This window comes from Pacificoceanicola algae, assembly GCF_049341065.1.
Lineage (GTDB): Bacteria > Pseudomonadota > Alphaproteobacteria > Rhodobacterales > Rhodobacteraceae > Pacificoceanicola.
In genome coordinates this window covers 176,723-188,746 of record NZ_JBMPIX010000001.1, presented here as the reverse complement: position 1 = coordinate 188,746, position 12,024 = coordinate 176,723, and the positions used below count along the sequence as shown (strand labels likewise).

The window sequence follows — 12,024 nt, the reverse complement described above, 5'->3', positions numbered from 1 at the left end:
AACCACTATATCTCGTGTTTGCGATCCTGCAAGCCCCGCAAAATGCTGTGGTCACCACGACAGTTAGAACAACCGGGTAACGCCCATATGACAGGCATTTCCCCGCAGGTCAGAGCGATCCACGAGGCGGCAGTCCCCGCCCGCTGATCCGTCACGGTTCAGAATCGGCATTTGTCCCGCAAAAAGGCCAGCGCAACGCCAAGCCCATCGGGCGAAATACCGTGGCCGGTGCCCTTCATGACATGGGCATAGACCTCTTTCCATCCTGCCTCTTGCAAGGCTTCGGCGGCCTGAGGCATGGATTGCGGCGGCACAACATCATCCTGATCGCCATGCACCAAGAGTATCTGAGGGCGACTGACCACCTCATCGACCAACAATTCCGGTTCCAGCAACCGCCCCGAAAACCCGACGATCCCCGCCAGTTCGTCTTCGCGGCGGGGCCCGACATGCAGGCTCATCATCGTGCCTTGGCTGAAACCTACCAACGCCACCTGCTCGGGCATCAGGTCTTCGTCCACCATCAGCGCATCAAGAAAGGCGTTCAAATCGTCCACCGCGTGCAGCATGCCGCTGCGCGATTCCTCTTCCGATGAGCCGTCGATCCAGGGAATCGGAAACCACTGATATCCAAACGGTGCCCCGGCGCAGCTTTCCGGCGCATCAGGGGCGACGAACAGCGTGTCGGGCAGATGTTCGCCCAGCGGATCGGCCAAGCCCAAAAGGTCTGCCCCATTGGCGCCATAGCCATGCAGAAAGACCACACAGGATCTCTTGTCGCCCGAAACGGGTTCTTTGCGTCCGGTTTGAAGTACGCGGGTCACAGGGTGCCCTCCCTTTGTTTCACCACATGGTAGTAGGCCCACAGAATGCGGGCCGCAACCGATCTCCAAGGGGCCCAGTCTTCGGCCATCTGGCGCAAGGCGCGATCCTTGGGCCGTTCCGGCAGATCGAACAGGATACGGGCGCCTTCTTGCAAGGCCAGATCGCCCGGAGCAAAGACATCGGCGCGGCCAAGGCTGAACATCGCATAGATTTCCGCCGTCCAGACACCAATGCCCTTTACGGCGGTCAATCGGCGCACAACCTCGCCCGAGGGCGCAGGGCGCAGGGCAACATAGTCGATCCCCGCCTGCGCCAAAGCCTGCGCATAGCTGGCCTTTTGACGGCTGAGACCCAAGGCCCGCAGGTCATCTTCGCTGACCGACAGAATTGCCTCGGGGTCAGTCATCTCTGCGGTCTCAAGCTTGCTCCAGATTGCCCGGGCCGAGGCGACGCTGACCTGCTGGCTGACAATCGCCTGCAAAAGTTGCGCAAAGCCATCAGGACGCAGACGCAAAGGCAAAGGCCCGGTCTGCGCAAGCGCCTGTTCGAAACGGGTATCCCGAGTTGCCAGCCAAGCTGCCCCTTCGGCGACGCAGGCATTGCCCATGATCACGCGTTCTGCTGTTTTGCCAGCCATGCCAATGCCTCCTCAATCGTATGAACCCGCGGCCCTCCCGGACGCCGGGGCCGGTCGATCATAGCCACTGGCAACCCCAGCCGCCGCGCCGCCTCCAGCTTGGGCCAACCGCCAAGGCCACCTGCATTGCGCATCACCAGCCAGTCAATCCGTTCCCTGCGCAAAAGCGCGATCTCCTCGGCCACCGAGAACGGCCCCTCGCCGTAAAGAAACTTGCCTTGCCGCAGCGGGAAAGGCACCGCAGCGGTGCCGATCCGCCGCACGAGAAAATAGGCGTCGAGCCCGCGAAATCCAGGCAGCAGCGCTCGGCCCGTGGTCAGCAGAATGCGCGCCCCTTTGGGGATGATCCGGGCCGCCTCATCGGGTCGGCGCAAACGCACCCAGTGATCGCGCCGTCTGGCCCGCCATTGCGGGCGCACCAATTGCAGCCGGACCACCCCAGCCTCGCCGCAGGCCTGCGCCACCTGCCATGCGGCATGATCGTCACAAGGATGAGCAGCCTCGATCACGGCTCTCACCCCTTTTTGTGCAATCCATTCCGCCGTCACGGCGCCAAAACTGACCTCACCCGGCCAAGCCTGCGCCACGCGCTCGGGAACCGGCAAGCGCACCGACGCCCCGGGCAAGGCGCGCGACAAACCTCGCGCCTCGGCCGAGCCACCAATGATCAACACCGTCTTCATGGCTCCCCGATACGCCACCCTCAGGCCCCACCACAAGCGCCACAAAGGCGCTTTTGCGTCGCCTCGCAGGTTTTCTGAACAAGGGCGCGCGGAAGCGCACTAATTGATAGCAGCCCCGCCAGATCATCAAGCGCGCTCAAGCCGCACAATTTAATTGTATCAATGTGGCCCCTGCTCACACATTCCCCTCTTGCGATATCTGGCAGCGCCGCTTACCCATTTGCCCATGACACAGCCCACCGACAGCATAGCCCGGCGCAATGTCGCCGTCCTCGTCGCCGCACAGGCGCTCTTGGGCGCGCAGATGCCGATGATCTTTACCATTGGCGGGCTGGCGGGTCAGTCGCTGGCGCCCAATCCGTGCTTTGCGACGCTGCCGATCTCGCTGATCGTGCTGGGCTCGATGCTCGCCGCCACGCCGGTGTCGCATCTGATGCAAAAGCTTGGTCGGCAACAAGGGTTCATGCTCGGCACGCTTGGCGGCGCGCTTGGCGGCGCGGTCGGGGCCTACGGGCTTTATGTGGCGTCCTTCCCGATATACTTGCTTGGCTCGCTGCTGACGGGCATCTACATGTCAGCGCAGGGCTTTTACCGGTTTGCCGCCGCTGACACCGCGTCTGACGAATTTCGCCCAAAGGCGATTTCCTATGTCATGGCCGGAGGCTTGGTCTCGGCCATCATCGGGCCGCAATTGGTCAAGCTCACGGCCGACGCCTATGTCATCCCCTTCTTCGGAACATATCTGGCGGTGATCGCCGTCAATGTGATCGGCTCGGGCCTGTTCCTGTTCCTGCGCATCCCCAAGCCGCCCGTTCCGTCCGAGGACGCGCCAAAGGGGCGCAGCCGGATCGAGTTGCTCAAGACCCCGCGCATCGCCGTCGCGGTGATCTGCGCCATGGTGTCCTACGCCTTGATGAACCTTGTGATGACCTCGACGCCACTGGCGGTGGTGGGCTGCGGTTTCACCAAGAACAACGCCGCGGATGTGGTCACGGCCCACGTTCTGGCGATGTATATCCCCTCGTTCTTCACCGGACACCTGATCGCGCGCTTTGGAGTGGAAAAGATCGTCGCCTCCGGCCTCGTGATCCTTGCCGGTGCGGGCGCCGTCGCCCTGTCCGGTGTTGAGCTTGAGCAGTTCTTCGTGGCGCTGATCCTTCTGGGCGTCGGCTGGAACTTCGGCTTCATCGGCGCCACGACCATGTTGGCTGGTGCACACGAGCCGCACGAGCGCGGCCGTATGCAGGGCCTGAACGATCTTTTGGTCTTTGGTGGTGTGACCTTTGCCTCACTGTCGTCGGGTGGATTGATGAACTGTTCGGGCGGCACGCCGCAGGCGGGTTGGACAGCGGTCAACCTTGCCATGGCGCCGTTCCTCGTGCTGGCTGGCGGCGCGTTGATCTGGCTGGTCTTGCGCCCAAAGGACGAATTCGCCTGACGGGCCAAGCCGCCCGCCCGGTCAGCTTAGCTTGCCGCCAAGAGCAGACGCCAGCGTTTGCCAAACTCGCTCAGCCCCAAACGTGCCTCCGCAACCGCACCCGGATCTTTGACGATCTGGCGCAGCAAAGCAGGCACCTGCCAGAATTCCAGAGCCGCCGCTGACGGCACTTTGCCAAGCTGCCGCTTCAGTCCACGCAACCCGCCAACTGCCTGCAGGGATTGCAACTCGGCCTCGGCCAGTCGCGCCAAGGCGTCGGCACGGCCATCCGGCAAAGGCAGCTTGCCCCGCGCCTCCAGCTCGGGCACCGCCTGCAAATAGCGCACCAGTCCGGCCGCCCTGCCCCAAGCTGACAGATCATCAAACGACCCGCGCAGACCCAAGGCTTCGGCGGCGGACAGGGCCAAGGCCCCGGTCGTTCGCTCCAGATAGGCCAGCAATGCGGCCTCGTCTTCAAAGGGCGCTTTTTCGATATCCAAACGCCGCGCTTCAACCAGATCCTGCAGGCGCACGGCGCCGTCAGGACCAATCGCCAAAGCCAGCGGCGTGACCACTTCGTGTCGTCTGACCATGCCGCCCGCACGAATTTCCTCCAGCGCATCAGCCCACCATTGCAGCCGCATCTGCGCGATCATCGGCTCTTGGGTCATCCAGGGCGCGCGGCTGACTTCGATGTTGAATGCGTAGATCGGGAACAACACGGTGCGCGCCGACACCGGAGCTGCCATGGCCGCCGCAAAACGGTCTGGATCGCCCTGCTGAACCAGCTTGGCGCAGGCCACCAGATCGGCGTTATTCTCGAAAGGATCGCTCATTCAGGCCGCCTCACCACGCTAAGCGCATAGCCGAACTGTTCCCAATACCGCCGCCACAGCGCGATCTCGGCCTCGGCCTCGTCCAATACGGCGGCCAGATCTTCATCCGCCGTCGGCCGCAGCTGCGCAATGCGCTTTTCCATCGGCTGGAAATACGCCTCCCACGAGGCACGCGGCAGGATCTTTTGCCCGATCAGGTCCAGCCCTGCGGCGCGGATCATTCCTTTCAGACGGGTCTGATCGCCAATCGCGGGATATTCAGCCTCAAGCGCGGCGCGCAGATCGGCATCGGGCGCGGGCACGCGGACGACCATCTCGGAGAAACACATCAAACCACCGGGCCGAAGCTTGTCCCGCATCACCCGAAGCCCATCGAGAAGCCCAAGAAAATAGAGCGCCCCGGCACACCAGATCACATCGAAAGGCCCGTCCACATCCCGCATGTCCCCTGTGACAAGGGTCACACGGGAATCCCGGCCCCAGCGCCGCTCGGCCTGATGAACAAAAGGCGCGTGCGCATCGACCGCGACGACATGCCCGCCCGGGGCCACCGCCAGCAATAGCGCCGAGATATCCGCGCCCGGACCGCAGCCCGCATCCAGCACCCGCGCGCCCGGCATCGCCCCGCCAAGCCCCAGAGCCCAGGCCACATCTTCGGCCCGGCCAGGCCCTTCGCGCGGCAAGTCGTCGTGCAAGGTGAAAAACGCAGCGCTCATCCCTTCGCGCCGTCCCGCACAAGCTTCCATCGCACGGCGTCCAGCAAGGCCTCGAACGAGGCATCGACGATGTTCGCGCTGACCCCCACGGTGGACCAACGCCGCCCCTTGCCATCTTCGCTGTCGATGGTCACCCGCGTGACCGCCTCGGTGCCGCCTTGCGTGATACGCACCTTGAAATCGACCAGTCTCATATCGTCGATCATGCCTTGATAAGGGCCAAGGTCCTTGGCCAAAGCCTTGGACAACGCGTTCACCGGGCCGCGATCGCATCCCTCCTCGTCCATCGACTCAGACACCGACAGCTTCTTCTCGCCGTCCACCTTCACGACGACCACTGCCTCGGACAGGCTGACCATCTTGTTGTACTTGTTCTTGCGCCGCTCCACCGTCACCCGGTAGCGCTTGACCTCGAAGAAGTCCGGCAACTGGCCCAATTCCTCGCGCGCCAACAACTCAAAGCTGGCCTGCGCGGTGTCATAGGAATACCCCTCGCTCTCGCGCTCCTTGACCCGTTCCAGAATGCGCGCCAAGGCCGGATTGCCCTTTTCAACGCTCAAACCCGCCTCGGTCAGACGTTTGCGCAGGTTCGATTGCCCCGCCTGATTGGACATTGGAATGATGCGTTCGTTGCCCACACAGGTCGGCACCACATGTTCATAGGTCGACGGGTCCTTGAGGATCGCGCTGGCGTGCAGACCTGCCTTGTGCGCAAAGGCCGAGGTCCCCACATAAGGCGCCTGCTTCATCGGAACGCGGTTCAGGATGTCGTCCAGCATGCGGCTGACCCGCGTCAGCCCTTGCAGCGCCTCAAGGCTGACCCCAGTCTCGAACTGGCTGGCAAAGGGTTCTTTCAACAGCAACGTCGGAATCAACGAGGTCAGATTGGCATTGCCGCAGCGCTCGCCCAACCCGTTGAGCGTGCCTTGCACCTGACGAGCCCCCGCAAGAACGGCCGCCAGACTGCCCGCAACGGCATTCTCGGTGTCGTTATGCGTGTGAATGCCCAGCTGTTCGCCCGGAATGCCCGCCGCAACAACCTCGCTGACGATCCGCCCGATCTCATGCGGCAAGGCCCCACCATTGGTGTCACACAAGACAACCCAGCGCGCCCCGGCGTCCAAGGCAACCTTCAGGCAATCCAGCGCATAGCCGGGATTGGCCTTGTAGCCGTCAAAGAAATGCTCAGCGTCGAACAAGGCCTCGCGCCTTGAGGCAACCAGATGCGCCATGCTGGCGCGGATGCTGTCCAGGTTTTCCTCAAGCGACACACCAAGCGCCTTGGTCACATGAAAATCATGCGACTTACCCACCAGACAAACCGCCCCGGTCCCGGCATTCAGAACCGCCGCCAGAACATCGTCGTTCTCAGCCGAGCGCCCGGCCCGCTTGGTCATCCCAAAAGCCGTCAGACGCGCCTGCGTCTGCCCGACCTCTTCGAAAAACGCGCTGTCGGTCGGATTTGCTCCGGGCCAGCCACCCTCGATGTAGTCAATCCCCAGCCCGTCCAAGGCCGCCGCGATCCGCAGCTTCTCCGCCGTCGAAAACTGCACGCCTTGCGTCTGCTGCCCGTCGCGCAACGTTGTGTCGTACAGATAGAGCCGCTCTTTCATGCCCCGGCTCCCTCATTCACTGGTCCAAAAATATCCCGGGGGTGTGGGGGCTGGCCCCCACTGCGACACCGGCCAAAGACGCACCGCTCAGTCATGCCAAGCCCTCCAACTTGCCCGCATCGAACCCGGTGCCCGGCACCAACTCGACGCCCGCCTTGGACATTCGCACCTCCACCCCGGCCGCAATCAAGGCAGATTTCATCCGATCCACTTCGGAAAAATCTTTACTTTCCATAGCCTTGATCCGAGCATCGGCCAGTCTTTCCGTCAGTCCGGACAAATCAACCGAAACAACGTCCCATCCGCCCATCTCGTCACTCAACAGCCCGAGCAATCCCGCCCCGGCCTTCAGTGCGGACACCTCACCTGCTGACGCAAGTTTGTGCAATTCTGCAATCGCGCCCGCTGTATTCAGGTCTTCGGCCAGCGCGGCAAGCACCTGATCCGGGACCTGCGCTTCTGGCGTTCCGTCCACCATCGCCCGCCACTTGCGCAGCGTCGCCTCGGCCTCGCGCGCCTTCTCCGCCGTCCAATCCATCGGTTTGCGGTAATGCGTGCTCAGCATGACAAAGCGGATCACTTCGCCCGGCACACCGGGCAGGCCATCGTGACCATCCAGAAGATCGCGGACGGTAAAGAAGTTACCCAGCGACTTGGACATCTTCTTGCCTTCGACCTGAAGCATCTCGTTGTGCATCCAGACCTTGGCAAAGCCCCCCTTGGGGTGCGCACAGCAGGACTGAGCGATCTCATTCTCGTGGTGCGGAAACAGCAGATCGTTGCCGCCGCCATGAATGTCAAAGGTCTCCCCCAGCAACTCATAGCTCATGGCCGAGCATTCGATGTGCCAGCCGGGGCGTCCACGGCCCCAAGGGCTGTCCCATCCCGGCAAATCGCGCGACGAAGGCTTCCACAGAACAAAATCCATCGGATCGCGCTTGTACGGTGCCACCTCGACCCGCGCCCCGGCGATCATGTCATCGACAGAACGCCCCGACAGCCGCCCATAATCCTTGTAGCTACCGACCGAGAACAGCACATGTCCCTCGGCCTCATAAGCGTTGCCCTTGGTGATCAGATCTTCGATCATCGCCACCATTTGCGGGATATACTGCGTCGCGCGCGGCATCTGCGTCGGTTCCATCACGCCAACCGCGCCCATATCCTCCAGATACCAGCGTGTGGTTTCTTCGGTAATCTCCCCGATGGACCGGCCAGAGGCCTCCGCCCGCGCGTTGATCTTGTCATCGACGTCAGTGAAATTGCGCACATAGGTGACGTGATCCGGGCCATAGACATGCCGTAGCAGCCGGAACAAAACGTCAAACACAATCGCCGGACGCGCATTGCCCAGATGCGCGCGATCATAGACCGTCGGGCCACAGACATACATGCGCACGTTCTGCGGATCGATCGGGACGAACCGCTCTTTTTTGCGGGTCATCGAATTGGTGAGCGAAATTTCCATGAGTCTTCCTCGCGCGAAGGGTCGCGGCGGGCTTAGCAACTTCACATGGGGATTGGAATAGAAGACAGGCCCACCGACAATGTCAGCAGGTAATGCAGCAGATAATCAGGGCGGCGTTGGTCTTCATATGCAAATGGTACCACGTTAGCTGCGCCCCGCCAAGAGGCCGGGCGCGTGGGTTTCGCTTTGGCGATCTTACCTCCGTCGGAACCAGCGCCGCCTTGGTTTGCAGCGCAGCCCCAGCCGGGCCAGCGTGACATGGCAGTGCAGCCGATCCGGATAGGCCAGAAAGAGGATCGGATCACTCATAGCTGACCAACTCGAATTCGACGCCATCCGGTCCAAAGAAATAGAACCGACGTCCCGGCTCGTAATCCGCATGGCTGTGCGGTTCAAAGCCCGCAGCCTTGACCCGCGCCTCCATCGCATCAAGGTCCTCCACAACCAGACCGACGTGGTTCAACCCGCCTTCGTGGCGATAGCGCGTCGCTGGCTCAGCCGTACCTGTGCCCGGCGCGTAAAGCGCGAGGTATCCGGCGTCCGAGCCGACATGCACCGAAAATCCATTGTCGATGGCGGCGCCTTGCCAGCGGACACGCCAGTCAAACAGGTCACACAGCACCTGGGCGGTGGCTTTCGGGTCGGCGACGGTGATGTTGGCGTGTTCCAATTGTGCGGTCATGATCTTGCTCCTTCGTTTTTGATGACAGTACCATACGAGTTCAAGTAAACTTTAAGGCAAGGACTAAGAAATACATGGAATCAGAGACATGCCAAAGGACGGACTTACAATCGGAGAGGTGGCGGCGCGCACCGGGCTGGCAACCTCCGCAATACGTCACTACGAATCCGAAGCGCTCGTGCATCCGACCCGCAACGCCGCCGGTCAGCGCCGTTTCGCCCGCGCCGATATCCGGCGACTGTCTTTCATTCTGATCGCCCAGCAGCTTGGGTTCTCGCTCGCCGAAATCAAGGCGCAACTGGCGCCTCTGCCCGACCACCGCGCGCCCGCGAAATCCGACTGGACGCGCATCTCGAAACGCTTCGGACGGGTGTTGGATCAGCGCATCGACCAGATGCAAAGATTGCGCAGCCGCTTGGATAGCTGCATCGGCTGCGGCTGCCTCTCGCTTGAGGCCTGCCACCTGTACAACGCAGAAGACCGAGCCGCCCGCACCGGTTCGGGTCCGCGCTATGTCCTGTCGAAAGACACCTGAAACCAAGGAAACCAGCAAGGGCGCAGGTCTGGAGGGCGGGCCGCTGCGGGACCAAAGACCCGCAGTCGGGGTGTCGTCCAGCCGCGCCTAAGGCCGCTCAGCCTCAAGCTTGCGATACGCGGCGACGTTGGCGTTATGCGCCTCAAGAGTTTCGGCAAAGTTGTGCCCGTCGCGGGGGTCCAGCGTTTTGGCCACAAAATAGATGTAGTCGGTATTTGCTGGGTTCAGGGCCGCCTCGATGCTGGCGCGGCCCGGGTTCGCGATGGGCGTCGGCGGCAAGGCCGGGATCACATAAGTGTTCCAGGGTGTCTCGCGCCGAAGTTCGGACTGACGCAAGCCCCGGCCCAAGGGCGCTTCGCCCTGCGTGATGCCGTAAATCACCGTCGGGTCCGTTTGCAGGCGCATGCCGCGCTCCAGACGGTTCACAAAAACCGAGGCCACATCAAAGCGTTCGTCTGGTCCGCCTGTTTCCTTCTCGATGATCGAGGCAAGAATCAGCGCCTCTTCGGGGGTGTCGATCGGCAGTCCTTCAGCGCGTTCCTGCCAAGCTTGCGCAAGGATCACTTCTTGGGCGGCCTGCATCCGCTCGATCACGCTGGCGCGGGTATCCCCGGGACTGATCTCATAGCTGTCGGGGGCCAGACTGCCCTCGGGCGGGACTTCGACCGTGCCGTCCAGCACGTCGATCTGCCCCAATTCCTGAACCACCTGCCAGCTGGTCACACCTTCGGCCAAGGCCACGCGGTACCGGGTATCGCCCTTTTCGCGCACCTGCGTGTAGACGTCGGGAACCTCGCCCTCGCCCGGATCAAAGCTGGCCTTTTCCTCATAGCGCCCGGTGACCGGGTCAATCTCGCGCACCTGAACGGTGGCGCGGGTGATCCCGACCCGATAGACCACCTCGGTGCCGCAGGTCGAGGCGCCACCCTTGGTCACGATGTCAACGATTTCCGACATCGATGCGCCCTCGGGCACAAGATAGCTGCCCGCCTTCAGCGACTGCGTCCTGTCGGTATAATCCGCGCCCAACCGGAACATGGTCGCGCTTTTGATCGCCCCTTGGTCGGCCAGGTTCTGCGAGACGCGCTTCATGTTGGTGCCGCGTGGCACCTCAAGGCAGATCGCCTGCGCCAGCGGCCCTTGCGCGTGATACTGACTTTGCGCCCAGATCAGGACGCCGCCAAAGAGAAACACCGCGACGACCATGAAGGTCAGCGCGTTCGAGGCAATGTGGCGCCACATAGGCTTAGCTCACTTTCCCGAAAACAACCGAAGCGTTGGTGCCGCCGAAACCAAAGGAGTTCGACAGCGCATAAGTGATCTCGCGTTCGCGCTTGGCATTGGGCGCCAGATCCAGTTTGGTCTCAACTGCCGGATTGTCGAGGTTGATCGTCGGCGGAGCCACCTGATCGCGGATCGCCAGAATGCTGAACACGGCCTCGATCGCGCCCGCAGCCCCCAGCAGGTGCCCAGTGGCGGATTTGGTGCTCGACATTGTGGCCTTGCTGGCCGCGTCACCCAACATGCGCTCAACCGCGCCCAGTTCGATGGTGTCAGCCATCGTGCTGGTGCCATGCGCGTTGATGTAATCGATCTGCGACGGCTCAATCCCGGCATCCTTCAGCGCAGCACGCATCGAGCGTTCGCCGCCTTCGCCGGTCTCGGACGGAGCAGTGATGTGATAGGCATCCCCGGTCAGACCATAGCCGCAAACCTCGGCGTAAATTTTGGCGCCGCGCGCCTTGGCGTGCTCGTATTCTTCCAGCACGACAACGCCTGCGCCCTCACCCATGACAAAGCCGTCACGGTCAGCGTCATAGGGGCGGCTGGCCTTGGTCGGATCGTCGGCACGCTTGGTGGACAGCGCCTTGCAGGCGTTAAAGCCCGCGATGCCAATCTCACCGATCGCCGCCTCGGCGCCGCCCGCCAGCATCACGTCGGCGTCGCCGTATTTGATCAGCCGCGCCGCATCGCCAATGGCATGCGCGCCCGTCGAACAGGCCGTTACAACCGCATGGTTCGGGCCTTTGAAGCCATATTTGATCGAGACATTGCCAGAAATCAGGTTGATCAGAGCACCGGGAATAAAGAAAGGCGACACGCGCCGCGGCCCTTTTTCCTTGATCAAAAGCGCCGTTTCCGCAATCGAGTTCAATCCGCCAATCCCGGACCCGATCATCACGCCAGTGCGCTCGCGGCTTTCTTCATCCTCGGGGGCCCAGCCACTATCCGCGACGGCCTGCGCCGCTGCGGCCATGCCGAACAGGATGAACTCGTCGATCTTGCGCTGCTCTTTCTTGTCCAGATAAGCGTTCGGATCAAAGGTGCCATCCGTGCCGTCCCCATAAGGAACCTCGCAGGCATAGTTGGTTGCCAGATGACTGGCATCGAATTTCTGGATCGTTCCGGCCCCGGACTGCCCGGCCAGAAGACGGCTCCAGGTTTCCTCGACCCCGCAGGCCAGCGGTGTAACCAGCCCAAGTCCTGTAACAACGACACGTCGGCCCATGGCTCTGCCCTTCTTCGTGTATCCTTTGGCTTGCCTATAGCCTGACAGGGTCTTGGGGGGCAAGGGCGGGGTGTGAGGGGTAAAGGCAGGAAGGTGCCAGAAG

General features: G+C 62.3%; 12 protein-coding genes. 2 read left to right on the top strand and 10 right to left on the bottom strand.

The features are described from left to right. Nucleotides 1-158 precede the first annotated feature (158 nt). From ACOYQJ_RS00885 to ACOYQJ_RS00875, 3 genes are read right to left on the bottom strand one after another with little or no spacing between them, the layout of a single operon-like run. Entirely contained in the window at nt 159-824 is a 666-nt protein-coding gene (locus tag ACOYQJ_RS00885; protein ID WP_422904109.1) for an alpha/beta hydrolase, read from the bottom strand. Further along, nucleotides 821-1,462, bottom strand: coding sequence for a DNA-3-methyladenine glycosylase family protein (locus ACOYQJ_RS00880; protein WP_422904108.1), 642 nt, complete (start codon nt 1,460-1,462; stop codon nt 821-823). The genes ACOYQJ_RS00885 and ACOYQJ_RS00880 overlap by 4 nt, the downstream gene beginning before the upstream one ends. Beyond that, nucleotides 1,435-2,145, bottom strand: a complete 711-nt coding sequence (locus tag ACOYQJ_RS00875) for a precorrin-6A/cobalt-precorrin-6A reductase (RefSeq protein ID WP_422904107.1) — start codon at nt 2,143-2,145, stop codon at nt 1,435-1,437. Before ACOYQJ_RS00875 ends, ACOYQJ_RS00880 begins: the two co-directional genes overlap by 28 nt. A gap of 226 nt (nt 2,146-2,371) precedes the next feature. On the opposite strand from ACOYQJ_RS00875, the gene ACOYQJ_RS00870 reads away from it, so the two are divergent. Continuing rightward, nucleotides 2,372-3,583, top strand: coding sequence for an MFS transporter (locus ACOYQJ_RS00870; protein WP_422904106.1), 1,212 nt, complete (start codon nt 2,372-2,374; stop codon nt 3,581-3,583). A 26-nt stretch (nt 3,584-3,609) separates the two neighbouring features. On the opposite strand, the gene ACOYQJ_RS00865 is transcribed toward ACOYQJ_RS00870, so the two are convergent. The 5 genes from ACOYQJ_RS00865 to ACOYQJ_RS00845 form a co-directional block, all read right to left on the bottom strand. Beyond that, the gene (locus ACOYQJ_RS00865) at nt 3,610-4,398 is read right to left on the bottom strand and encodes a squalene/phytoene synthase family protein (protein WP_422904105.1); all 789 of its coding nucleotides are present in this window, start codon (nt 4,396-4,398) and stop codon (nt 3,610-3,612) included. After that, entirely contained in the window at nt 4,395-5,114 is a 720-nt protein-coding gene (locus tag ACOYQJ_RS00860; protein ID WP_422904104.1) for an SAM-dependent methyltransferase, read from the bottom strand. Before ACOYQJ_RS00860 ends, ACOYQJ_RS00865 begins: the two co-directional genes overlap by 4 nt. Continuing rightward, nucleotides 5,111-6,727, bottom strand: coding sequence for a citramalate synthase (gene cimA, locus ACOYQJ_RS00855; RefSeq protein ID WP_422904103.1), 1,617 nt, complete (start codon nt 6,725-6,727; stop codon nt 5,111-5,113). The genes ACOYQJ_RS00860 and cimA overlap by 4 nt, the downstream gene beginning before the upstream one ends. A gap of 91 nt (nt 6,728-6,818) precedes the next feature. Continuing rightward, entirely contained in the window at nt 6,819-8,195 is a 1,377-nt protein-coding gene (gene cysS / locus ACOYQJ_RS00850; protein ID WP_422904102.1) for a cysteine--tRNA ligase, read from the bottom strand. A gap of 301 nt (nt 8,196-8,496) precedes the next feature. After that, a complete protein-coding gene (locus ACOYQJ_RS00845) occupies nt 8,497-8,877 on the bottom strand; it encodes a VOC family protein (RefSeq protein WP_422904101.1) in 381 nt (126 codons plus the stop codon). Between the two features lie 88 nt (nt 8,878-8,965). Between ACOYQJ_RS00845 and soxR the strand changes: the two genes are divergently transcribed. After that, nucleotides 8,966-9,412 carry a redox-sensitive transcriptional activator SoxR gene (soxR, locus tag ACOYQJ_RS00840; RefSeq protein ID WP_422904100.1) on the top strand — a complete coding sequence of 149 codons (447 nt, stop codon included), beginning with the start codon at nt 8,966-8,968 and terminating at the stop codon, nt 9,410-9,412. Between the two features lie 87 nt (nt 9,413-9,499). Here the strand turns inward: soxR and mltG are convergent, their stop codons facing one another. Continuing rightward, complete coding sequence (gene mltG, locus ACOYQJ_RS00835; protein ID WP_422904099.1) at nt 9,500-10,654, bottom strand: endolytic transglycosylase MltG; 1,155 nt, start codon at nt 10,652-10,654, stop codon at nt 9,500-9,502. 4 nt (nt 10,655-10,658) lie between these two features. Continuing rightward, a complete protein-coding gene (gene fabF, locus ACOYQJ_RS00830; protein WP_422904098.1) occupies nt 10,659-11,921 on the bottom strand; it encodes a beta-ketoacyl-ACP synthase II in 1,263 nt (420 codons plus the stop codon). Nucleotides 11,922-12,024: the final 103 nt, after the last annotated feature.